Annotated in this window: 18 protein-coding genes; 1 reads left to right on the top strand and 17 read right to left on the bottom strand. The window is 36.7% G+C overall.

The window, feature by feature from the left end; all coding sequences use genetic code 11:
- Window positions 1–87: 87 nt before the first annotated feature.
- The 3 genes from rpsP to ylxM all read right to left on the bottom strand — a co-directional run bounded on the left by rpsP (window position 88) and on the right by ylxM (window position 2,219).
- Window positions 88–360, bottom strand: a complete 273-nt coding sequence (gene rpsP / locus Q0R51_RS07180) for a 30S ribosomal protein S16 (RefSeq protein WP_038523039.1) — start codon at window positions 358–360, stop codon at window positions 88–90.
- A gap of 85 nt (window positions 361–445) precedes the next feature.
- Entirely contained in the window at window positions 446–1,873 is a 1,428-nt protein-coding gene (gene ffh / locus Q0R51_RS07185) for a signal recognition particle protein (protein WP_294757702.1), read from the bottom strand.
- Window positions 1,874–1,877: 4 nt separating this feature from the next.
- Window positions 1,878–2,219: a YlxM family DNA-binding protein gene (gene ylxM, locus Q0R51_RS07190; RefSeq protein WP_046325038.1), complete on the bottom strand. Its 342-nt coding sequence runs from the start codon at window positions 2,217–2,219 to the stop codon at window positions 1,878–1,880.
- Window positions 2,220–2,583: 364 nt separating this feature from the next.
- On the opposite strand from ylxM, the gene Q0R51_RS07195 reads away from it, so the two are divergent.
- The gene (locus Q0R51_RS07195; protein ID WP_294757705.1) at window positions 2,584–4,017 is read left to right on the top strand and encodes an APC family permease; all 1,434 of its coding nucleotides are present in this window, start codon (window positions 2,584–2,586) and stop codon (window positions 4,015–4,017) included.
- Window positions 4,018–4,088: 71 nt separating this feature from the next.
- Here the strand turns inward: Q0R51_RS07195 and Q0R51_RS07200 are convergent, their stop codons facing one another.
- The 14 genes from Q0R51_RS07200 to Q0R51_RS07265 all read right to left on the bottom strand — a co-directional run bounded on the left by Q0R51_RS07200 (window position 4,089) and on the right by Q0R51_RS07265 (window position 24,365).
- On the bottom strand, window positions 4,089–5,513 hold the full coding sequence (locus Q0R51_RS07200; protein WP_294757707.1) for a C69 family dipeptidase: 1,425 nt from the start codon (window positions 5,511–5,513) through the stop codon (window positions 4,089–4,091).
- Window positions 5,514–5,544: 31 nt separating this feature from the next.
- On the bottom strand, window positions 5,545–6,777 hold the full coding sequence (ftsY, locus tag Q0R51_RS07205; protein WP_294757709.1) for a signal recognition particle-docking protein FtsY: 1,233 nt from the start codon (window positions 6,775–6,777) through the stop codon (window positions 5,545–5,547).
- A gap of 2 nt (window positions 6,778–6,779) precedes the next feature.
- Window positions 6,780–10,343: a chromosome segregation protein SMC gene (smc, locus tag Q0R51_RS07210; protein ID WP_294757711.1), complete on the bottom strand. Its 3,564-nt coding sequence runs from the start codon at window positions 10,341–10,343 to the stop codon at window positions 6,780–6,782.
- A gap of 11 nt (window positions 10,344–10,354) precedes the next feature.
- Window positions 10,355–11,041, bottom strand: a complete 687-nt coding sequence (rnc, locus tag Q0R51_RS07215; protein ID WP_294757713.1) for a ribonuclease III — start codon at window positions 11,039–11,041, stop codon at window positions 10,355–10,357.
- Window positions 11,042–11,148: 107 nt separating this feature from the next.
- Window positions 11,149–12,921: an oligopeptide ABC transporter substrate-binding protein gene (locus Q0R51_RS07220; protein WP_294757725.1), complete on the bottom strand. Its 1,773-nt coding sequence runs from the start codon at window positions 12,919–12,921 to the stop codon at window positions 11,149–11,151.
- Between the two features lie 338 nt (window positions 12,922–13,259).
- Window positions 13,260–15,035: an oligopeptide ABC transporter substrate-binding protein gene (locus tag Q0R51_RS07225; protein WP_294757714.1), complete on the bottom strand. Its 1,776-nt coding sequence runs from the start codon at window positions 15,033–15,035 to the stop codon at window positions 13,260–13,262.
- A 344-nt stretch (window positions 15,036–15,379) separates the two neighbouring features.
- Window positions 15,380–16,300 carry an ABC transporter permease gene (locus Q0R51_RS07230; RefSeq protein ID WP_294757716.1) on the bottom strand — a complete coding sequence of 307 codons (921 nt, stop codon included), beginning with the start codon at window positions 16,298–16,300 and terminating at the stop codon, window positions 15,380–15,382.
- 14 nt (window positions 16,301–16,314) lie between these two features.
- Window positions 16,315–17,274 carry an oligopeptide ABC transporter permease gene (gene opp4B, locus Q0R51_RS07235; protein WP_110446220.1) on the bottom strand — a complete coding sequence of 320 codons (960 nt, stop codon included), beginning with the start codon at window positions 17,272–17,274 and terminating at the stop codon, window positions 16,315–16,317.
- A 2-nt stretch (window positions 17,275–17,276) separates the two neighbouring features.
- Complete coding sequence (locus Q0R51_RS07240; protein ID WP_294757719.1) at window positions 17,277–18,254, bottom strand: ATP-binding cassette domain-containing protein; 978 nt, start codon at window positions 18,252–18,254, stop codon at window positions 17,277–17,279.
- Window positions 18,255–18,257: 3 nt separating this feature from the next.
- On the bottom strand, window positions 18,258–19,268 hold the full coding sequence (locus Q0R51_RS07245) for an ABC transporter ATP-binding protein (protein ID WP_122026187.1): 1,011 nt from the start codon (window positions 19,266–19,268) through the stop codon (window positions 18,258–18,260).
- 120 nt (window positions 19,269–19,388) lie between these two features.
- Complete coding sequence (acpP, locus tag Q0R51_RS07250; RefSeq protein WP_046325049.1) at window positions 19,389–19,631, bottom strand: acyl carrier protein; 243 nt, start codon at window positions 19,629–19,631, stop codon at window positions 19,389–19,391.
- Between the two features lie 17 nt (window positions 19,632–19,648).
- Window positions 19,649–20,650 carry a phosphate acyltransferase PlsX gene (plsX, locus tag Q0R51_RS07255; protein WP_294757721.1) on the bottom strand — a complete coding sequence of 334 codons (1,002 nt, stop codon included), beginning with the start codon at window positions 20,648–20,650 and terminating at the stop codon, window positions 19,649–19,651.
- A 17-nt stretch (window positions 20,651–20,667) separates the two neighbouring features.
- Window positions 20,668–22,704 carry an ATP-dependent DNA helicase RecG gene (gene recG, locus Q0R51_RS07260; protein ID WP_294757723.1) on the bottom strand — a complete coding sequence of 679 codons (2,037 nt, stop codon included), beginning with the start codon at window positions 22,702–22,704 and terminating at the stop codon, window positions 20,668–20,670.
- A 2-nt stretch (window positions 22,705–22,706) separates the two neighbouring features.
- Window positions 22,707–24,365 (bottom strand): DAK2 domain-containing protein, encoded by a 1,659-nt coding sequence (locus Q0R51_RS07265; RefSeq protein WP_294757727.1) that lies wholly within the window; start codon window positions 24,363–24,365, stop codon window positions 22,707–22,709.
- Between the last annotated feature and the right edge of the window lie 5 nt (window positions 24,366–24,370).

Below are 24,370 nucleotides of genomic sequence, written 5' to 3' on the forward strand. Positions count from 1 at the left end.
CGCGCAACATCATAAAATTGCATAGTTTCTCCTACTCAAAGAAAAAAGCTTGAAGCAGTTGACTTCAAACTTTTAATAAACGATTCACTATTTATTGAACTTTGAATCATGCAGCTTCTTCATTAAGCCTGCACCTGAAAGTAGTGAACGTACAGTATCTGAAGGTTGTGCACCCTTCTTTAGCCATTCAAAAATTTTATCTTCATCTAATTTCAATTCCTTAGGAACAGAAACTGGATTATAGTAGCCAACTTCTTCAATAAAACGACCATCACGTGGCATTCTGGAATCAGCTACAACAATTCTGTAAAATGGTTTTCTCTTGGCACCCATACGGCGCATACGAATTTTTACTGACATAAAATTATTTCCTCCTAAAAGTTACGTTAAATAATATAGCACGTAATTTAAAAGGTGTAAAGTGTTTTTACTTAACAGGTAAAAATTAAGAATGATATCTTTTCACTTTCATGCGCTTTTTCTTGTTCTTCTTGAATTTTTTCCCCATGTGACGCATAGCCATCCGCCCCATTGGTGAATTCATTCCGGGCAGGTTATCCATTCCCTTAAAATTACCCTTGGTAATTTTACTCATCATATCCCGGGCTTGTTTAAATTGCTTAATCATTCTATTGACTTCAACAATTGGCCGACCGGAACCAGCTGCGATTCTCCTTCTGCGACTTGGATTGAGCAATTCGGGATTTTCTCGTTCTTCTTTAGTCATAGATGAGATGATCGCTTTAATATAGACAATTTGTTTTTTATCAAAATTAACATTTTTAAGCTGTGGATTGTTAGCCATTCCGGGAATCATCTTCATCAATTGATCAAGAGGACCCATTTTTTCAACTTGTTCAATCTGATCGACAAAATCGTTGAAATCGAAGGTATTTTCCTTCATCTTTTCAGCAACTTCTTCAGCCTTTTTAGCATCATAATCCTGCTGGGCTTTTTCAATTAAAGTCAGCATATCGCCCATGCCCAAGATTCTTGATGCCATCCGGTCAGGATAAAACGGCTCTAAGTCAGTTAATTTTTCACCCTGTCCAGTATAAATGATCGGTTTCCCAGTAACCGCCCTGATTGACAGAGCAGCACCACCACGGGTATCACCGTCAAGTTTGGTTAAAATCACTCCCGTAATATCCAAGCGACTGTCAAAGCCTTTGGCCACATCAGTTGCTGCTTGACCTGTCATGGCATCCACTACCAGCAAGATATTGTCGGGCTGGGCAACATCTTTGACACGTTCAAGTTCTGCCATTAACGGCTCATCAATTTCCAAACGGCCAGCAGTATCAATGATGACATAGTCATTTTTATTTTTATCAGCTTGGTTTAACCCATTTTGGACAATTTGAGCAACGTCTTTTTCGTTTCTTTCACTATAAACAGGAACTTTTAATTGATCACCAATTTGCTCAAGCTGGTCAATGGCAGCTGGACGATAAATATCACCTGCAATTAACAGCGGCCGCGCTTTTTCTTTTTGCATCAATCTGCTAGCCAACTTGCCCACTGTGGTAGTTTTACCCGTACCTTGCAATCCTACCATCATAATAATAGTAGGAATGTGCTTAGACTTGTTTAAAGTGGCGGCACTTTCCCCCATCATCTTGGTTAATTCATCGTTAACAATCTTAATGACTTGTTGACCCGGATTAAGGCTTTCCTGAACCTCTTTTCCTAAAGCTTCTTGTTTAATCTTTTTGATAAAATCTTTAACAACCTTAAAGTTAACGTCGGCTTCAAGTAAGGCCAGTCTGATTTCTCGACTGGCGCTATTGATATCTTCTTCAGATATTTTCCCTTTACCGGTTAAATTTTTTAAAGCTTTTTGAATTCTCTCACTTAAATTTTCAAATGCCATAGAATTATTCTCCCCTCAGTTGGTTTAATAAATCAGTAGTTATTTGCAAAGCTAGGTCTGACTTGTCTTTCCGAAGTGCAGTCGTAACTTTAAGCAATTTGTCTTCTATCATGTTGTAATCTCTTTGCATGTGCAATTTATCTTCGTATTTTTTAAGCAGGCGCCGGCAACGACGCAAATTATCGTATACGGCTTGACGAGAAACTTGATGGTTTATAGCTATTTCTCCTAAAGATAGGTCATTATAATAATAATCTTCAAAATAATCTTGTTGACTCTTGGTTAAAAGACTACCATAGTATGCGTATAGATCGCCTAGCATTTCATTTTTTTCAAGTTCGTCCATTACTCTCACCTTGAACCAGTATAGCAAAAATGTCAGAAGTTGACGATCTTGAAAGCCGAAATTTAAGTAAATGAAAAATATAAATTCTTGCTTTCTGAAATGTAAATCTGTATCATTATTTTTAATTTGGTTTTGGGGATACCTATGTCAATTTTGAGTAAACTATCCCTTAAAATTCTAAAAACGGTACATATTATTATATAATTTCGTACCGTTTTTTATTTGGAATCTCTGCCAAAATATCTGAATGAGGTAAGTTAGTAACAACTGTTTAACCCGTTCGCATTTAAATATTAGCAAGTGCTTTTAAAAACGCAGTGTATTTTCAAACAAATTATAAACTAAAGTTAAGGGGTAGTTTAATGTGAATTTATGGCAATTAATGAATCGCAAAGAAGATCCAGGCATTTATCAAGAAAAAGACGGTCATTTAGTTAGAACGCTCAAGGTGCGTGACTTCCTGGCACTTGGTGTGGGCACAATTGTTTCTACTTCAATTTTTACCTTGCCTGGAGAGGTTGCGGCTTTACACACCGGTCCGGCCGTAGCCATATCATGTGTGATAGCATCTGTTGTCGCTGGTCTGGTAGCTTTTGCTTATGCAGAAATGGCTGCAGCTATGCCTTTTGCAGGTTCAGTTTATTCTTGGATTAATGTCATTTTCGGTGAATTTTGGGGCTGGTTTTCAGGCTGGGCTTTACTGGCAGAGTATTTGATAGGAATGGCCTTCATTAGCTCCGGTTTGTCAGCCAATTTGCGTGCACTAATTGCTCCACTCGGCTGGAAACTACCTGCTAGCTTAGCTAATCCATTAGGTGTCGATGGCGGTTTATTAGATTTAGTCGCTCTATTAGCCATTTTATTAGCAGCCTTTCTAGTTAGTTTTGGCGTTTCTAAAGCCTCTAGAGTTGAAAATATTCTAGTAGTTGTCAAGGTGCTCGCTATTTTACTTTTTGTCGTTGTTGGCTTAACAGTTATCAAAAAAGCTAATTTTATCCCTTTCATACCTCATTATCGTGCCACAAGTCACGGTCCTTTTGGAGGTTGGCAAGGAATCTATGCCGGAGTTTCAATGATTTATATCTCCTTTTTAGGCTTTGATACAATCGCTTCAAACTCGGCTGAAGCTGTTAATCCCCAAAAGACTATGCCGCGTGGAATTATCGGCTCATTATTAATTGCAGTGGTGCTTTTTGTTGCCGTGAGCCTGGTTTTAGTGGGAATGGTTCCTTACCAGCAATATTTAAATTCTGCTGAACCAGTCGGATATGCCTTGAGAACAGCTGGTTTTACTCACATAGCCACCATAGTACAGTCTGTTGCCATTTTAGGGATGTTTACAGCTTTGATCGGCTTATGTATGGCAAGTTCCCGCTTAGTGTATTCATTTGGCCGTGATGGTATGATTCCCCAAAAGCTTGGCAAGTTGAATAACAATCACCGTCCTGCAAACTCATTATGGACTGTGGCGCTAATTGCGATTGTTATTTCAGCTTTTATTCCTTTTTCATTTTTAACACAATTGGTTTCTGCTGGTACTTTAATAGCTTTCATGTTTGTTTCAATCGGTATTTACCGTTTGAGACCACGTGAAGGAAAAGATATTGCCGATCCGGCTTTTAAAATGCCCTGGTACCCAGTTTTGCCTTTCCTAGCTTTCCTTGGTTCTTTTGCTGTTTTTTGGGGATTAGATCTGCAAGCAAAGAAATACATGCTAATCTGGTCACTAATAGGGATTTTCATTTATTTTATTTATGGTATTCGTCATTCAGCTATGAACAAAAACTCAAAGAATTAAAATTATTTAACTTATAGCTAACAAAAAAGTCTGGAAAGTTTTTCCAGACTTTTTAACTGTCCAAATAACAGTTACAGGTTTTCATCCATATTAAAAGTTAATTTTGACATGTTGATGGAGTCTATCATCATTTGTGCCCAAAGTTTTTCAGACCGTTTTCTGGTATAAGCAACTGTTTCTTGGTTTGCTTTGGTTAAATATGAAGTCAACTCACTGCCTTTTTTAGCTCCTGCTGCTTTAATAACATCATAAACCCGGCGACGATAATATTGGTTCAATTCGTTTAGGTAATCTGTATCTAATTGAACAAATTGCGGATAGTGGGTTTCAACCAAGGCTGCAAGCGATTTATAGTACCACCATGCATCAGTGAGATTATATTCCATTGAGGTATTATTGTATGAAGGATCAGTGTCATTCATATTAGCAAAAAATGGTACAAACGGTGTGAAAGTTGGACCACCAATACACAACCACATAATTGCAGCTTTATCTTGATCAACATCATTTCTAATTTGCAAGATATGAGAATTTTGGGTTCTGTTTAGTCCAATCGGTCGAAAACGGTGTTTTTGTTCCTCTGTTCCTTTACCGAAAGGATCATAAGGTGTGTTTTGGTAGTGACTGCCGAGTACATATTCAATGTCTTCCCTAGTTATTTTCTTTGCTGCATGACGAATAAAAGGTAAGTCTCCATCGGTCGGTTCTTGTTCAATTTCAGGGTTAAAATATTTTTGACCGTACCAAACTCTATTAGTGTTATAGAAACGATCTTGCTCACTATAAGTGCCAAAAATGTGGCGGAAATTCCAACCTTGATGATCAACATTTAAATGATGCTGCGAAACAAATTCTTGGATTCCATCACTCCACATAAAGTTTGCAGTATCATCAAAATCAACTTGTTCAATTGAAACTCGATTGGCTGCTATCGCATAGGCATCATCTGGAATACGCTGTGCTACCCAGTGATGGCCGGTAACTATTTCCATGTACCATATTTCATCTTTATCACTAAAGAGAACTGAGTTACCAGCTGGCGAACCAAATTTGGCAATCAGTTTTCCTAAATATTCAACTCCGTTTCTAGCAGAATCAATATATGGCAGCACAACAGATTGCATGCAATCTTCGTCAAGCCCGTCCTTTACCAGGGGATCGAAAGCTAGTGCACGTTCATTGCCATATGTCGATTCAGTACAGGACATAGCAACATTTTTTTGATTAATGCCGCTCTCATCGTAATAGCCGCGATTTTTATAGTCAACGTTAGGTACAGCTGGAACCGCCTGAGCGTTTTCCGGTAAGTCTAACTTAAAATTGTTTAACCAAGATTTAATTTGACGGCCACTTTCATTTTTAGCTGCAGGTCTGATAATGAACTTTTGCGGCGTAATAGGACGAAAAGTATCATCATTACGAGCAATCATAGTTGAACCATCAACCGACGCATTTTTACCTACTAAAATTGTTGTACACGCACTGTATTCTTTCATTAAGTATCTTCCTTTTGCACAAATTTTATTCTTAAATTAAATCATGAAATAGTCCAACTGCATAATTTGCAGCATCAAAATCTGCCAAATCACTTGCCTTTTCACCCAGACCAACTAATTTTACCGGCAACTTCATTTCATTTCTAATTGCTAAGACTACCCCACCTTTTGAGGAACCATCTAACTTAGTGAGCACCAAACCTGTTAGTTTGGTAGTTTTATCAAAATCTTTGGCCTGCAATAATGCATTTTGCCCCGTTGAGCCATCAAGTACTAAAAGAGTTTCAGTAGGTTCTTGGGGAGCTTGCTTTTTTATCGTTCTTTCAATCTTTTCCAGCTCATTCATTAAATTCTTTTTATTTTGCAATCTACCAGCTGTATCCACAAGTAAAAAATCATAATTTTCTTGCAGAGCCTTTGTCGTAGCGTCATAAACAACAGAAGCCGGATCGGCTTGTTCCTTGCCAGTTACAACAGGAACACCAACTCTTTCTCCCCATTCAGACAGTTGTTCAACTGCACCAGCTCTAAATGTATCAGCTGCAGCTAAAAGAACTGACTTACCTTCATCCTTAAAGCGTTTTGCCAATTTGCCAATTGTAGTGGTTTTACCAGCGCCATTGACTCCAACAAAAAGATAGATATTTGGTCTACCGTCATTATGAACAGTTAGCTTTTCATTTTCTGAATTACCACTTTCATCATAAAGGTCAACTAATTTTTCTACTATCACCTTTTTTAAATCGTCTCGAGATTTGGCTTTTTGCAATTTAGCTTCATCACGCAGTTCGTCTGTCAGTTCTTCAGCTGTTTCATAGCCAACATCAGACTCAATTAGTAGCTCCTCCAAATCGTCAAAGAAGTCTTCGTCAACTGTTCTAAACTGTGCGAAAAAGCGATTTAATCTAGCACCAAAACCTTGATTCGTTTTCTCCAGGCCTTTTTCATATAACTCAGTTTCATCCTGATCTTCGCTAGCTGTTTCGTCCTCAGCTTCTTGATTTGGAGTCTGCTCCAGCGATGAAATAGTAGAACCTTCATTTTGCTTTTCAGATTCATCTGTCTCAGCAGAATCTTTTCCTACTGACGTTAAACCATTATCACTCTCTGTAGCAATCTTAGCTTTTTCATCTTCTGCTTGTTCAGCGGAAACGTCTTGATCCTCTTTAGGACTTTCGTTTTTAGGTTGAGCATTATTTTTGTTATTTTTGGTTTCGTCATTTTCACCAAACAATGATTTTTTTATTTTATCAAATAAACCCAATTTTATTTCACCTCATTTTTTAATTCTTTTAAAGAAACGGATAATACTTGTGAAACTCCTGATTCTTGCATTACAACACCATAAAGCTGGTCTGCTCTTTCCATTGTGCCCCTTCTATGTGTGATTACAATAAACTGGGTATGCATGTCATATTCTTCTAAAAAGTTGGCAAAACGAGTGACGTTAGAGTCATCCAACGCAGCCTCGACTTCATCTAACACGCAAAAGGGCACTGGCTTAACTTTCAGCATGGCAAAAAGAAGAGTGATTGCGGTCAATGCCCGTTCCCCACCAGAAAGTAAACTGAGTCTTTGCAGTTTCTTTCCTGGTGGTTGAGCTATAATTTCGATACCAGTAGCTAATAAATGATCTGGGTCAGTTAAGACTAGCTTGGCACTACCGCCCCCAAAAACAACTGGGAATAATTCACTGAAGCTTTTAGCTACAGCAGTGAAAGTTGATTTAAACCGATTACAAACTTCTTGATCAAGTTCCGACATCGATTCTTCTAAGTTATCTCGACCTTTTAGCAAGTCATTTTGTTGAGCATTAAGAAAATCGTACCGTTTTTTAACGTTATCATACTCTTCAATTGCTTTTAAATTAACTGGCCCGATATCAGCAATAGACATACGATGCAATTTCACATCTTTTTGCAGTTGGGCACGATTTGCTTCGGTATTTTCCTTTTCTGCTTGATTCAAAGCTGCTTCATATGTTAACGAGTAATCAGAACTCAGGGTATCTAAACGCTGGTCTATCTGGCTATTTAATTGCGCTATTTTGACAGAATATTCTTTTTGCTCGGCAGCCGCATCTTTACGCAGATCATAATTTCGGCTTGCCACCTGATCAAGCTGGTTAATTTGTGCATCATACTGGCCCAGTTTAGAACTTAGACTATTAAGCTGCTTTTGTAATTTCTGCTTCTTAACGGCGCCATCATTTTTTTCCTGCTCAAAAGCTGTCTGTTTTTTATGATCAAGAAGATCATTCTGTTTAAGTTCCATTAATTTTTGCTCTAAAGTAGCAATTTGTTTTTGCTTCTGTTTCAAGTCCCGCTTTTTTTCAGTTTTTTGTTTTGTAATATTTTCCAACTTGTTGGCATAAACAGCAATCTGCGGATCAAGCTCGTTCAACTTAGTTTGAATATCATGATTTAGTTCAGTAAAGTTTTTAATTCGCAGTTGCAGATCATTAATTTTTTGCTTTTGCTGAAAAATTTCTGTTTGAAATCTCTTCTTTTCTTTTTCCACAAGCTTAATCTTTTGCTTAGTCGAATCAATTTCCTGATTGCGTTCTTCTTTTTGCTGTTCAAATAAATTATTAGCAGCTTTTAACCTGTTAACTTCTTTTTCCTGATTTTGATACGAAAGTGCTGTCTCACCTAAATTCTGTTTCAGATTTTGGAGCTTTGCTTGTGCATCTTTCACTTTTTTACTTAGAACATTGTTTTTGTCATTGGCAACAGCTAAATCTGCTTCTTCAATTTCTATTTGCTGCTTTAATTTATTAATTTTTTTCTTTAGTTCACCAAGTTCTGCCGTAGTTTGAAGCGGAGAATTACTTTTTTGATTACGTTCTCCTCCTGTCATTGAACCACCCGGTGAAATAACATCACCGTCAAGTGTAACAATACGATAACGAGAAACGCGTTGCCTGATTTTCAGCGCATCGTTAATGGTATCAACTATTATGGTGTTACCAAGCAAATAGTTAATCGCGGGCGTAATATTTTGACCAGGCAAACTTTTAACTATTTCACTTGCAATACCTTGAAAGCCGGGAAAAGAAGAAATAGTATTGATCGTTGATGGTGGAATCGAGAACTCCCGCAAGCCATCAAGGGGTAAAAAAGTAGCTCGTCCAGCACGATTTTCTTTTAACTGGTTAATGGCATCCCGAGCATCCAGCTTTGTTGCAGTTACTAAATCCTGAACCCCATTACCCAAGGCCGTAGCCATGGCAACTTCATATTTTGCAGGAAAAGTAATCAGTTCACCCACAGCACCTATAACACCATGGTAATCTGCTAAATTATTTAGCACATTTTTAACACCATAAAAATACCCTTCGTGACGTTTACGGATATTTTCCAGTGCATCATGGCGTGCTTTTAATTGACTGAACTTCTGATTTGCTGTAGAAAGAGAATTTTGCAAAGTCAACAAATTATTTTGCGTTAACCTTTGTTCTTCAGATAGCTTCTCTACCTGTTGTTTCTTATTTTGATAATCTTGTTTAAGCTTTTTACCTTCGACCTGAAGTCTATTAAGTTCAGCTTTTTCTTTTTTTAGTTCTTCAGAAACATTTTCTGTTTGCAGTTGGGTATTATCGCTAAGCTTTTTCAATTCAGAATTAAGATAAACAATTTCATTATTATTAGAAGTTTGATCTTGTAACAACTGAATATAATTTGTCCGCAGCTGCTCTAAATTTTGGTTCAGTTGTTCCGGATTTTCTTTAAGCTGTGCCGTTAACCCTATTCTCTTATTATTCAGTTCCTCTTGTTCTTTTTTAAGATGGCCTTCTTCTTCAAGCAGATCAGTCGTTTCCTTTTTAGTACTCACTATTTGCTCTTTTAAGTCGCTTAATTCGGACTGATATTCTTTTTTAGTAGCTTCATTATACTGTTTGCTCTGTTCGAAAACTTGCAAATGCGTATTTATTTCTGAAAGCTTTTTTGTTAACGAAAATAAATCATTTTGAATTTGATCTTTTTGAGTATTTAAAGTTTGAAATTCTTTTCTTTTGTCAGTTACGGCACTCTGGGATGCTTTAACTTCTTGATCCAATTTTGTTAACAGATTTTGATTTTGGTCAGCTTTTTCTTGTACTGTTTGTTTTTGTTTATCTAAATCTTGAATTTCAAAAGCTAACAAAGTTTTTAGTTCATGATCCAGACCTTTTTTCTGAAATTGATATTCCTTTGCGAGAGAGCTTTGTTCGTGAAGAGGTTCAATTCTCTGCTCCAGTTCTTGGACTAAATCATTGATGCGCACTAAGTTATCGGTTGTTTGTTGTAATTGAACTTTTGCTTCTTCTTTTTGCTTTTTAAAATGTAGTACTCCAGCTGCTTCCTCAAATAGTGAGCGCCGCTCTTCAGGACGAGAATTTAATACTTGATCAACCCGTCCCTGTGAAATGATGGCTAAGCTTTCTTGTGAAATGCCAGAATCCAGAAACAAAGCTCGGATATCTCGTTGTCTAACACTTTTTTGATTTATTAAATATTCGTTGTCTCCCGACCGTAAAATTCGCCGAGTTACAATTACCTGGTCATCTTTAAAATTAAGTTCGCCTTTCTTATTGTCAAAAATAAGGGAAACTTCAGCGTGATTAGCAGGTTTACGAAATTCACTGCCCGCAAATATCACGTCTTTCATGTTTGAGCCCCGCAAAGACTTGGCGCTTGACTCTCCCATGACCCATCTTATTGCTTCGGTAATATTGCTTTTACCACTACCATTAGGACCAACTATGCCAGTAATACCAGTATCGAATTCTATTTTTGTTTTTTCGGCAAAAGATTTAAAGCCGTCAATTATTAGTTCAGTTAGTGGCACACACTCATCTCCTAATTAAGCTTATTTAAAGCAGTTTTTGCAGCCTCTTGCTCTGCAGCTTTTTTATTATGGCCTTGTCCTTGAGACAATACTTTGCCATTGACAACTAACTGTACAGTAAAACTAGAAGGCAGCTGCTCCTCTTTCAGAACTTCGTATTCAATCTTTACAGGCCCATTTTTTTGCAGTAATTCTTGTAAATCAGTCTTATAATCACGTGAAGCATCAAATTTTCCGGCATCAATTAACGGATACACTGTTAAGCTCAAAAAATGTTCGACTGCTTCCATGCCCTGATCAAGAAAAAGCGCTCCGTTAAATGCTTCAAAAACGTCCTCTAGCAGTGTCTTACGAGAACGCGCACCAGCTTTTTCCTCACCATGACCTAGATTAATTTCAGCCGGAAAACCAAATTTTTGGGCAAATTCCGCAAAGCCTTCAGTATCAACAATATTAGAACGCATTCTGGTTAATTCACCCTCATTGAGACTCGAGAAATTACGATAAAGGTAATCAGATATTGCTAATTCTAAAACTGCATCCCCCAAAAATTCCAACTTTTCATAATCACGAATGCCATCCCCAGGATGCTCGTTGGCATATGAAGAGTGGGTAAAGGCTTCTTCTAATAACTTCTGATCGTTAAATTTAATTTTATATTTCTTATCTAATCGACTAATAAACTTGGTACTAACCATTCTATCATCTCCTTAATAACCTAAATTATACCAGTTTTTAAGCGTAAAAAAGAAAACTATTGTTTCCAAATAACAATAGCCTTCTAATTTTTATTCTATATTAACTTTTATTTTGTATAAGCAACCTTGTACCAAAGTGGATGCCCGTTATTTTGCTTGGATGGTTTTTGTGAATAACCGGTAAGTTTGCTGTTAACGGCATCTATTTGATATGCATTGTAAAGCGGAACAACATAAGCCTGATCAAACATGTATTTTTGCCATTCATGGAATTTTTCTACACGATACTTATGGTTAAACGCCTTTTGAGAATCCATCTCTTTGATTAGTTTCGTATTTTCTGGAGTGACAAACCGTGAATAGTTGGACATTGTCCCTTCACTATACATTTGTTCTTGAGACGGTTCAGATGAAAGACCCCATGCAGCCATAAACATATCCACATCAGGTGAATCATGTTGCACTTTATCATAGAATGAATTAAATTCTGTTAAGCGACCACCAACTAATTTAACATTTAAGCCAATCTTATTCCATTGTTGAATGAAGTTTTGCATGATTGGTTGTTGAACGGAATTGCCAGACATAGCCATGAAGTGAATAGTTAATGGCTTGCCATTAGGTTGTACACGCCATTTACCTTTTTTCTTGTAGCCAGCTTTATCTAGGATTTGATTGGCCTTCTTAATGTTATAAGTATAGCCTTTTACACTTTTATCAAAATAATCACCAAATTGTGCTGGAATCAAAGTTGGAACTTGGAAGCTTAGGCCGTCAGTATAATGTTTATAGACAGCATCAGTATTCATTGCATAAGCTATAGCTTGGCGTAATGCCTTGTTATTCATTTTGGCATTCGGATTCATCACATTCTTTGATTTTTTACTATCCCATTTACCAACCTTAAAAGCTAAATAACTGTAATATAGAGGAATTTTAGCAACAAATGTGACATCCTTGGTATCCTTAACTTGTTTCCACTGACTGTTAGTAACCCTGATAATATCAAATTTATGATTTTTAATTGCTTGTGAAGCAGAGTTTGGAGAAACAACTTGGTAAACAATTTTGTCTAATTTTGGCTGACCACGCCAATAATACTTATTTGGTACCCAGGTAACAGATTGACCACGTACAATTTTATCGAGCTTGTAAGGACCAAAGAACAAAGGATTCTTTCTCAACTTATCTGATGATTCCAGTTTGTCAAACGGCACATCTTTTAAATAGTGATATGGTGCAGCTGCTTCCCAAATATAGCCGTTACCACTATAATACATACCAGGCTTTAATTCTTTGCAGTGCAGCACTACAACTCGTCCATCTGGACCGTCAGGCATTTCTATTCCTGAAATTGTTTTGACCTTGCCTTCATGATATTCCTTCAAGCCATTGATAATATTGAGTTGATTGGCATATCTTTGAGATTTAGTTGCTTTGTTTGCAATAATCTCATATGCGAATTCTATATCCTTGGCAGTAACCTGTTTGCCGTCAGACCATTTAACACCCTTTTTAACTGTAATAGTTGCAGTTTTTGCTTTACGATCAAGTTTAAGAGTAGCTGGACCCTTATCGTTTATCTTGTATTCATCATCTGTTTCAAATAATGATTCTTGACCAGGACTTGCGACATCAGCACTCGGTTGATCCATTTGCAGTTCTTCATTAAAGACGCCGGTAAATGGTGTATCAGTTATTTCAGCAACTTTAATTGTTCCACCCTTCTTGGCAGACTTAACTGGGGTTTCAACTGGGAACTTGCTGGCAGTCTTAGCTCCCTCATTGCTGGCGGTCTTATTGCTCTTGCCACAAGCTACCAAAGTTAACGCAGCTGCGGTTACAACTCCGACTGAGCCTAAAATTTTTCTTGTTCTCATCATACATGTCTCCTTTATATGCAAAGTTAATAGTATTTTGGAAACAAGCTAACAGATAAATGTTAACATTAATCATTAAAAAAGCAAGGCAAATTCAGAAATTATACTATTTATAAATAGTAAAGTAATCAAAATACATATTATTTAAATAATAGAAATTCTTTCAAATGTATAAGTCAGCCAATACCAGAAAGAATTTAGATTTAAAAGCTTAAAATGATTAGCTTTAATAATGTGTTATCAAAAATTATTTTGTAGAAAATCATAAAAAGTGGTTCTTAAAGAAACTAAAAAATACCAAACTATTTTGCTAGCTTGATATTTTTATTTAAATTCAATTATTTAACATAACCAACTTGGTACCATAACTGGTGACCATTGTTATTTTGTGATGGTTTCAAGGAGTATCCAGTAATCTTATCATTTACAGCATCGATACCATAAGCATTTGATGTTGGAACTACATAAGCTTGATCAAACATGTATTTTTGCCATTCGTGGAACTTTTGAACACGGTATTTATGATCAAAAGCCTTTTGAGAATCAATTTCATCAAGTAATTTACTGTTTTCTGGAGTGACAAAGCGTGAGTAATTGGATGGTGTTGCTTCTTTGTAAAGGTTAGCTGGAGATGGTTCACTTGAAAGGTTCCAACCTGCTGTAAACATATCAACAGAAGGATCATCGTGTTGCACTTTATCATAGAATGAATTGAATTCTGTCAGACGGCCACCAACCAAAGAAACATTTAAACCAATTTTATGCCATTGTTGTAAATAATTCTGTGCAATAGGCTCAGCCGTAGCATTTCCAGACATTGCCATATAATGAATCTTCAATGGCTTACCATTTGGTTGAGTACGCCATTTACCCTTCTTCTTATAGCCGGCTTTATCCAAAATCTCGTTCGCCTTTTTCAGATTGTAGGTATAACCCTTAAGATCCTTATTATAATAATCACCAAATTGCGCTGGAATCAGGGTAGGTACTTGGAAAGAAAGTCCTTTAGTATAGTGCTTATCAACTTCTGCAATATTCATCGCATATGCAATAGCTTGCCGCAATGGCTTATGATTCATCTTGGCATTTGGATCCATAACGTTTTTGCCCTTTTTGGCATCCCATTTACCAACTTTAAATGCTAAATAACTATATGACAAAGGAATATTGGCAATAAAATTAACATTCTTAGTCTTTTTAACTTGATCCCATTGTGAATTTATAACTCCAATGATATCAAATTTGTGACTCTTAATGGCCTGACTGGCTGAATTAGGATTAATAACCTGGTAAATGACCTTATCTAGTTTTGGCTTACCACGCCAGTAATATTTATTTGGTGTCCACGTTACTGATTGACCACGAACAAGTTTGCTAACCTTAAATGGGCCAAAGTACAAAGGCTTTTTCCTAATCTGATCAGATTCCTTTAGCTTACTAAAAGGAACATTCTTTAAGTAATGATATGGAGCCGCAGATTCCCAGAAATAACCGTTACCACTGTTGCTCATACCTGGTTTTAATTCAGGATAGTGAATTACAATTGTTCTACCATTAGGGCCATCAGGCATTTCAATACCTGAAATTGTTTTAGCCTTGCCATCATGATATGCTTGTAAACCTTTAATAGTGGCTAACTGGCTAGTATATCTTTCTGATTGTGTGGCCTTGTTAGCGAATATTTCATAGGAATATTCCATGTCTTTAGCATTAACCTGCTTACCGTCTGACCACTTAACACCCTTCTTGATAGTGATGGTGACAGTCTTATTCTTTTTATCCAACTTCATGGTAGCTGGACCCTTATCGTTAATCTTGTAGTTGTCATCAGTATCAAAAAGTGATTCTTCACCAGGAGAAGCAACTGAACTGTCAATTGCACTCATAGCTAACTCATCAGAAAAAATTCCTGTGAATGGCGTATCAGTTTCCAAGGCAACTTTAACAGTTCCACCCTGCTTAGCTTCCTTCTTAGGCACTGCTTCTGGGAACTTCTTAGCTGTTTTAGCATTAGAATTGTCATTGGCCGTATTATTAGATTTACCACAAGCTACCAGCGTTAAAGCAGCTGCTGTTACTACCCCCAATGATTTATATAAATTAGATTTTTTCATCTCTACATAACTCCTTTTTATTATCAGGAAAATTTAATTTTCAAAACAAGTTAATAATTAAATATTACCACATAAAATTAAAAAAGCAACGGTTTATTCATTTTTATTTAATAGATATTTATTTCAAAAAGAGCAATTTCTGATATTAATTGTTGCCGTAAATACCTAATACTTACTTTTTTCAGTCTTTATGGGGTAAAAATTAAACAGTTTAATGTTGAAAATTTTGCTATAAAAATTAGTGATAGAGAAATTAGAGAAAAAACTGCTAATAAATAATATAGCAAACTCACGATATTATCTATTAGCAGAGATTTTAAAATATAATTGTTAAAAATTCAGTTTTAATTTTCCCTTTGCCGGGCGTCACCAGCTCTTTGTAAAGCACGACCAACATAATTGATACTTAAGGAAATAGCTAGTAACAATATTGTAGCTGGCAGCCATAACCAAGGCCTGTTGACAACGTTAACCGGATCATTGGCAAAACCAATTAAAGTACCTAAGGAAGGAACTGTAGGCGGTAAGCCGTAGCCAATAAACGACAAGCTGGTTTCAATACCGATGTTACCGGCAATTGTTAGTACGACATCGATAATCAGCATAGAGCCAATGTTTGGTAGGACTTCTCTAAACATTATTTTCAAGTCTGATGAACCAGAAGTTTTTGATGCCAGAACATAGTCTCTTTCTCTTTGAGAAAGAACAAATGCTCTAAAGTACCTTGCCGTACCTGTCCAGCCAAAAATCGAAATAATCCAAACTAAAGTAATAGGACTGTAATGCGGTACAACAGTTACCAAGACAATTTCTATAGGCGTTGCAGGCAAAACCTGCACAAAGTCCACTATTCTCATAATGACTGCATCAATATAGCCACCATAATATCCTGAAACGAGACCGACAATTAAACCAACTGTCTCACAAACAGCAGTAACCCCTAATCCAATAAGGATAGAATTACGACCACCCATAATTAATAGATTGAGAACATCTCGTCCACCATCATCCGTTCCCAGAATATGACCATCAGTGAACCAGCCTGTATAAGCTTCAATTATGTTTGCCTCAGTGACTTTATCAGAATTCAGAAATAATGAACCGCCAAAAGTTAATAACAAAATTAAGACTATCACTATGAAGGCAGTTAAAGCTTTCTTGTCCTTTACAACTTCTCGTACAACTACTCTAAAACTTGAAGCAGGAGGAGAAACTTGCACTTTCTTGGCTTTATCAGTCGAAGTGGTTTTATTTTTTTTCAACATTTGTCTCCCCTTCTTTATTTTATCCTAATTCTTGGATCTACTATACTCATTATAATATCTGATAATAAATTACCGAGTAGAGTAAGAAAACCAAAGATTAAAATTAATGCAGTTAGCGTAGTATAGTCACGCTGTTGTATTGAGTCTAAGAACAATTTTCCCATACCAGGATAACTGAAGACAGTTTCAATAATCATTGAACCACTTAACAGACCAGTTATAACTGTACCAAATGAAGAAGCTATTGGTAACAATGAATTACGCAAAATGTGTTTATTAAACACAACCTTTTCAGGAACCCCTTTACTGTGAGCCGTTCTAACATAATCTTCAACTTTATTATCAACAATTCCCGTTCTTAAATATTGTACGATTCCAGTAGTTGTTATCAACGCACTCAAGATAGCTGGAAAAATGATATGGTAAAGCTGACTACCCAATGTACCCCAGAAACCAGAAGCATTAGGAGAAACCGAACCTGAAATAGGAAACCAGCCTAGGAGAAAGCCAAACAGCCATATACCTAAAATGTAAAATACAAAAGCAGGAATAGCAAAAGTAACATAATTAAAAATTTGTACAGCTTGGTCTTGCCATTCATCCTGGTGTTTACCAGCAATCACACCAAGAGGTATTGAAATACTGTAACTAATTATTGTTGTTAACAGCGAAAGCCAAAATGTATTTACAGCTCTATCGGCAATTAAAGAGGTCACCGGAACGTGCTGTATATAACTGGTACCTAAATCGCCTTTAAAAATATTACCTACCCAACGAGCATATTGAACAGGGGCCGGATCATATAGTCCGGCAGCTCTTTTCAGAGCTTCTAGTTGCCTAGGGTCAGTATTAGGATTAATTTGTCCCGTGAATGGGTCTCCCGGCATCATTTTTGCCAAGAAAAAGACTAAGATGCTTAAAATGATCAATTGTGGGATCATAATTAAAACACGTCTTAAAACAGTTTTCCACATGATTATGCTCCCTCCTTATCATTTGTTTCTTCTTCGACTATTTCTTTTTCAGGTAAAGCAACTAAATGATTATCTGATACATGCTTAAGTGGAAAAACACGGCCATCTTTGTCATACCACTTACTTTGATCATTCTGAAATTCTTGTTCAACTTCTTGACGATGCTTCTTATGTTCATCTCGGTGTTCAACATCGACTTGCGGAATAGCAGAAAGCAGCCTTTTCGTATAGATGTGCATTGGATGCTGATAAATATCTTCTCTTGAACCAATTTCAACCAAACGACCACGGTGCATAATAGCCAAATTCTCAGACATATGTTTAACGACACCTAAGTCATGAGAAATAAAGAGATAAGCAATATTGTACTGCTGCTGAATATGCTTCATAAAGTTTAGCACCTGTGCTTGAACTGATAGATCTAAGGCACTTGTTGGCTCATCAGCGACAACCAGACGTGGATTAGTAGCAACCGCTCTGGCTACGCCAATTCTTTGTCTTTGACCACCGGAAAATTCGTGCGGATATTTATATATTGAGTCACTCGGCATACCAACGATGTCAAGTAATTCTTGCACACGGTCACGTTCTTGATCAGTTGTTAAATTCTCAAAATTGCGTATTGGCTCTGCAATAATATCCTCAATTCGTTTTCTCGGGTTTAAACTTGACAGAGAGTCCTGAAAAATCATTTGGACGTCTTTATTGTAATTGAGTCTGTGGCGATTTTTAGACTTAGTAATATCGACACCCTTATACATAATACTGCCGCTGGTAACAGGTTCAACTCCAACAATTGCCTTGCCAGTAGTCGACTTGCCTGAACCAGATTCACCTATAAGTCCGTACGTTTCTCCTTCGTTAATAGTAATACTAATATCATCAACGGCACGAACATAATCGGTAATACGATTCCAAAAACCAGATCTGATAGGATAATGAACTTTTAAGTTTTTTACTTCAATAATTTCTTTAGCCATAAACTACTCCCCACTCACTTCATCTTGAAAGTGGAACGTCTTCCAGCAAGTACATCTAACCCAATGCCCTGGTTCAACTTCATGCATTACTGGATTTTCCTCATGGGCACTTGCAGGTATCCACGGTATTCTAGCAGCAAACCTGTCACCTTTTCTAGGCATATTTTGCAATGATGGAACTGTTCCTTGAATAACATGTAAATCTTCTTCTTCATCTTCAGATTGAGGCATTGAATTTAACAAAGATCGGGTATAAGGATGAAGTGGATGTTCAAAAATTGTCTTGACATCAGCTTTTTCAACTATTTGACCACCATACATAACAGCAACTTCATCAGCTGTTTCAGCAACTACTCCCAAGTCATGAGTTATTAAAATAATACCAGATTGAGACTGCTTTTGGATGTCTTCCAGCAAGTCCAAAATTTGTGCTTGAATAGTAACATCAAGGGCAGTGGTCGGCTCATCAGCAATGATAATTTCGGGTTTACATGCAACAGCCATGGCAATAACAACACGTTGCCTTAATCCACCAGATAGTTCAAACGGATACATGGCGTATGTTTCTTCAGGTTTCGGCATACCCACTTGATTAAAAAGCTCAATTACACGTGCATGACGTTCTTTCTCATCCATATCCGTATGGTAATACAAAGTTTCTGCTACTTGATCACCAACTCTCATTAGTGGATTTAAACTGGCTAAAGGATCCTGAAAAATCATTCCGATTTTATTCCCACGAATTTTATCGAACAATGATTCATTTAGGCCTACTAAGTTCAATTCATTATAAAGAATATCGCCAGTTACTTTTGTGTTTTTATGGTCATACAAACCGATAATACTAGATGCGATTGTACTCTTACCACAACCAGATTCACCTACAATTGATAAAATTTCATTCCTTTTCAAAGTTAAATTAATATCATCTGCAGCATCATAAAATTTCCCATTTAAACGATATGCTGTATGTAAATGCTGGATATCTAGCAAGAGATCACTTTGTTTTTCCAAAGGTCATTTCCCCTCTCAAATCTTCAATGAATTTATTAAAGATATTTAATAAATTTATTTAATTTCTAATTATAACCGTGAAACAAATTGTATGCAAACTAATAATTGAATTTTTTTAAATTAGTTTTGATGATTCGCTACATAATTTACAGCATCACCAACAGTTTTAATTTTTTCTGCATCTTCATCAGAAATCTCGGCGCCGAATTCATCTTCTAATTGTAAAATGAATTCCACTAAGTCAATGGAATCAGCGTCCAAATCACTAGTGAAATTAGTTTCATCAGTTATTTTGTCTTTATCAACTTCAAAATTATCTGCTAAAATATCCCTGATTTTATTAAAAATTTCTTCTTTACTCATGTTGCTACTCCTTGTTGTTACTTGCTTTCGTTAGCAAATTCTGCTTTAAAATTATCAATTATTTTTTCCTGTAAAATTTTATCAATTTGCTTAATTGTAAAATATACAGCACGCTGATCTGAACGACCGTGTGTTTTAACTACAGGAGCATTAACTCCGAGTAAAACAGCACCACCATATTTAGCTACATCAAATTTTGAAATTAAACTTTTTAGTGCCTTTTTAATCATCAATGCACCTAATTTAACAAAAGGTCCATTATTGAGCAAACTATCTTTTAACAGATGGATTAAAACACCAGAAGTTCCTTCAATATTTTTTAAAACTGCATTGCCTGTAAAACCGTCTGTCGCAATTACATCAGCTTTACCGTCCAATAATTCGTTGCCCTCAATGTTACCTATAAAATTAAGCTTGCTATTCAGCAATAATTGATAGGCTTGTTGATGAACATCATCACCTTTATCATTTTCAGCCCCGTTATTAAGCAGACCAACACGAGGATTTTTTATTCCTCTGACTTTTTCAGCATAATATGAGGCCATTTTGGCCCAAGCCAGCAAATATTCCGGTCTGCTTTTGGCATTCGCACCAACATCAATCATATTGAAACCGTCATCAGAATTTTTTACTGGTAGGGTCGGCATAAAACCCGGACGAGTTACTCCTTTAATTCGTCCTATTATAAATATACCACAAGCTAGAATAGCACCCGTATTTCCTAGCGAAAAAAGTGCATCTGCCTTGCCCTGCTTCACAAATTGCGCCGCCACGACAAGTGATGAATCCTTTTTAGACCTGATTGCCTTAACTGGTTCATCTTCATCATTAATTATCTGAGTGGTATTAATAACCTCTGTTTGACTTTTATCTTCACCCAATAACTGCGTTATTTTCGCTTCATCGCCAAAAAGTATAAATTTTGTCTGCGGCAGTTCTTTTTTTGCCTGCAATACTGCTTGAATAATTGCTTCAGGAGCATTTTCTCCGCCCATTGCATCAATAGCAATAGTTCTCATATTATCCTCAACCTTTACTAAGTTCTTTTTTGTTGTAATTGCTTATATTCTAACACTTGTTTTAAAGTTTTATTTTCTGATTTTTGCAAGAGAGGATCAGCTTTTATTAACTTTTTAGCCTCTTTTTGTGCCACTACCATGGTATTGTAATTGTTAACAACGTCTCCTACCTGAAATTCAGGTAAACCAGATTGTGCCTTACCAAAAAGATCACCTTCACCGCGCATCTTCAAATCTTCTTCAGCTAACTTAAATCCGTCAGTAGTGGATGCTACAATTTTCATGCGGGATTTACCTGCTTGGGTATTGGGATCAGCTAAAAAAATACAGTAACTCTGAGTTTTTCCGCGACCAATTCTTCCACGCAACTGGTGCAATTGACTAATGCCAAAACGATCAGCATTATAAATAACCATCATATTAGCATTAGCAACATCTACTCCTACTTCAATTACGCTAGTAGTAACCAAGATATTAATATTACCTGCGGCAAAAGCAGCCATAATGTCGTCTTTTTTATTTCCTGGCATTTGCCCATGAAGTAAAGCAACCTTTTCATTAGGAAAGTCATGACTAAGCTTGTCGTAAAGCTGTTCAGCATTTTTTAAATCCAAGGCTTCCGATTCTGAAATCAAAGGAGTGACAGCATATATTTGGAATCCCTGTTCTAATTGCTCATGCATCAGTTGATATACTTGATCCATTTGAGTGCTCGTTTTCCACCAGGAAACTATCTTTTTTCGTCCTGCTGGAAGGTGGTGTATTTCAGAAATAGTCATGTTGCCATACACTGTTAAAGCTAAAGTTCGCGGAATTGGTGTGGCCGTCATTGCTAAAACGTCAGGCAAATTTCCCTTATTGACTAAGGCTTGTCTTTGATTGACACCAAAACGATGCTGCTCATCAATAATAACTAATCCCAATTTTTTAAAAATCACACTAGATTGAATTAAAGCGTGAGTACCTATCACAACATTAATAGTGCCATCAGTTAGTTCATTATAAATTTCTCTGCGCTCCAGTGTTTTAGTAGAACCTGTTAAAAGAGCACAGCGAACTCCCATAGGTTTCAGCAGCTCATCAATCTTTTTAAAATGTTGGGTTGCCAATATTTCCGTTGGAACCATCAGGGCAGCTTGAAAGCCGGCTGTCACCGCTGCAAAAAGTGCATATACGGCCACTATTGTTTTTCCAGAACCCACATCCCCTTGCAACAGTCGCTGCATCTGAACTGAAGAAAACAAATCCGTAAAAATTTCGTTAATTACATGTTTTTGATCTGCAGATAGTTCAAATGGTAGTGACTTAGTAAGCTTGGCAATTTCATCTAAGTTATACTTTTTAGCAATCCCCTTGTTACGCGGATTGTATTCAGTTAACTGAGCTAGTTCAGTTTGAAATATAAAAAACTCTCTAAAAATGGCACTTCTCTTGGCAATCTGAGATTCTGTAGCATTTTGTGGATGATGCATTTCTTGCACTATACTACTTTCGGGTAGCAAACGATATTTTTGCCTTATCTTAGTAGGGACTACATTATCAACTTCAGCTAAATAATCATCTAAGGCAAGATTGATTAAATCTATTAGTTTTTTTTGCTTAATTTGCCGATTTACTGAATAAATGGGTGCCATACCACTGTCATTTTCTTTTGCTGCAACAAACTTAAAGGCAGCCAGGCTTTGTCTAGCAGCATTATACTTACCGTAAATTGCTACTTCTTTGCCAATTTCAATTTTTTCTTTTAACCATGGTTGATTAAAAAAATTGACCATGATGACATCATGGTCAATTCTTAACTTAAAACTAAGGCGGCTTTTTTTATATCCAAACCTGGTTACAAAAGCATCTGTTGCAACAATTCCCTTTAGCATTACCTTTTGACCATCCATGATCTGATCAAGAGGAATCGTTTGAAGTTCATCATAACGAAATGGAAAATAATACAACAAATCATAAACGCTATAAATTCCCAAACTTCCAAGAGCAGCAGCAGTCTTTGTTCCCACACCTTTCAAATCGGTTACTGGAGCAAAAAGTTCTTTTGCTATCATAATTACTCAACGGAAATCAGGAAATTATATACTGGCTGACCACCATCATGAAGCTCAAATTCAAGGTCATCATGCTTTTTCTTTAATTCATCAACGAGCCTTTGTGCTTCGTTTTTATTAGAATCACGCCCATACATTACTGTGATAATTTCTGAATCTTCATCCAGCATTTTTTCTATCATAGAGGAGGCAGCAACAATTAGATCAGAAGCCGCTACTTTAATATCTCCATCAACTATTCCTAAAAAGTCACCTTGATGAATTGCTATATCGTTAATCGTTGTATCACGGTTAGCTTTAGTAACTTCTCCTGAAACGACTGTATCAAGTGCGTCAGTCATGTTAGCAATATTATCGGCAAGAGAATCATCCGGATCAAACGAAAGCATCGCCGTTAAACCCTGTGAAATAGTTTTAGTAGGAACTATACCAACAGGAATATCACTAACTTCTGCTGCTTGCTTAGCTGCCATAATAATATTACCGTTATTTGGCATTACAATTGCTTTTTTGGCACCAGATTTTTTGATTGAATCAATAATATCTTGCGTTGAAGGGTTCATAGTTTGTCCACCAGAAATTATCCGGTTAACCCCTTCACTTTCAAACAGCTTACGAATACCATTACCTGAAGCTACGGCAATAACAGCAAAATCAACGCTTTCCTGATTCTCTTCATTGTTATTGACAATAGTTTCATGTTGAATTCGCATATTATCAATCTTTATTTTTCCTAACTGACCAAACTGACTGCCATATGCAAAAACAGCTCCAGGTTGTTCCGTATGAATATGAACCTTTGCTACTTCTTCATCTGAAACAGCTAAAAGAGAATCACCAAGTTTAGACAAATGTTCTCTAAATTCATCTAAATTAAAGGTTTTCTTTGCCGGAACGTCAGCAGTTAAATCAACCATAATTTCAGTACAGTAACCATTAGCAATATCTTTAGTGGAAAGCTGAGATTGAACGGATTGATGATGCATTGCATTAATCATTTCATCCATTTCGCCTTCGTCCGGCTGGTAACGATCAGCAAATTCTTCGCCTAGAAGTCCTTCAAGAAATCCTTCATAAATAAATAAAAGTCCTTGTCCTCCTGAGTCGACTACTCCAACTTGCTTCAAAACCGGCAATAGGTCAGGAGTTGATTTTAACGCTCTTTTGGCGCCTTCAACAATCGCTTTCATAACTTCTGCAACATCATCGGTTTCATTGGCTTTATTAGCACCTTCCTGTGCACCAATTCGGGCAACAGTCAAAATTGTTCCTTCAACGGGTTTCATGACACCTTTATATGCAGTGGCAACTCCATTAGAAAAAGCATTGGCTAATTCCTGTGCATTAAGTGTTTTCATGCCCTGAGTGGCTTTATAGACTCCTCTAAATAGCTGAGAAGAAATAACTCCACTGTTGCCCCGAGCTCCCATTAACATTCCTTTTGCGAGGCTTTCTGTCAAGTCCCCTACGCTATCACTATTATTTTGGGCAACAGCCTTTGCACCACTTTCAATAGTTAAATTCATATTTGTTCCAGTGTCTCCATCAGGAACCGGGAAAACGTTCAAAGAGTTAATAAACTCTGCATTGCGTCCAAGTCTGTGTGTGGCAACGCGAACCATATCTCTAAATTTTTTACTGTCTATTTCCTTTAAAACCAATATTT

Source organism: uncultured Lactobacillus sp. (genome assembly GCF_946477725.1).
Lineage (GTDB): Bacteria > Bacillota > Bacilli > Lactobacillales > Lactobacillaceae > Lactobacillus.

Excerpts from the sequence above, each read along its gene's own strand:
- recG (WP_294757723.1), bottom strand. The coding sequence starts at position 22,704 with ATGATAGCAAAAGAACTTTTTGCTCCAGTAACCGATTTGAAAGGTGTG.
- Q0R51_RS07240 (WP_294757719.1), bottom strand. The coding sequence starts at position 18,254 with ATGGCTAAAGAAATTATTGAAGTAAAAAACTTAAAAGTTCATTATCCT.
- Q0R51_RS07200 (WP_294757707.1), bottom strand. The coding sequence starts at position 5,513 with ATGAAAGAATACAGTGCGTGTACAACAATTTTAGTAGGTAAAAATGCG.
- rpsP (WP_038523039.1), bottom strand. The coding sequence starts at position 360 with ATGTCAGTAAAAATTCGTATGCGCCGTATGGGTGCCAAGAGAAAACCA.
- Q0R51_RS07225 (WP_294757714.1), bottom strand. The coding sequence starts at position 15,035 with ATGAAAAAATCTAATTTATATAAATCATTGGGGGTAGTAACAGCAGCT.
- Q0R51_RS07230 (WP_294757716.1), bottom strand. The coding sequence starts at position 16,300 with ATGTTGAAAAAAAATAAAACCACTTCGACTGATAAAGCCAAGAAAGTG.
- Q0R51_RS07220 (WP_294757725.1), bottom strand. The coding sequence starts at position 12,921 with ATGAGAACAAGAAAAATTTTAGGCTCAGTCGGAGTTGTAACCGCAGCT.
- ylxM (WP_046325038.1), bottom strand. The coding sequence starts at position 2,219 with ATGGACGAACTTGAAAAAAATGAAATGCTAGGCGATCTATACGCATAC.
- acpP (WP_046325049.1), bottom strand. The coding sequence starts at position 19,631 with ATGAGTAAAGAAGAAATTTTTAATAAAATCAGGGATATTTTAGCAGAT.
- ffh (WP_294757702.1), bottom strand. The coding sequence starts at position 1,873 with ATGGCATTTGAAAATTTAAGTGAGAGAATTCAAAAAGCTTTAAAAAAT.
- rnc (WP_294757713.1), bottom strand. The coding sequence starts at position 11,041 with ATGGTTAGTACCAAGTTTATTAGTCGATTAGATAAGAAATATAAAATT.
- opp4B (WP_110446220.1), bottom strand. The coding sequence starts at position 17,274 with ATGTGGAAAACTGTTTTAAGACGTGTTTTAATTATGATCCCACAATTG.
- plsX (WP_294757721.1), bottom strand. The coding sequence starts at position 20,650 with ATGAGAACTATTGCTATTGATGCAATGGGCGGAGAAAATGCTCCTGAA.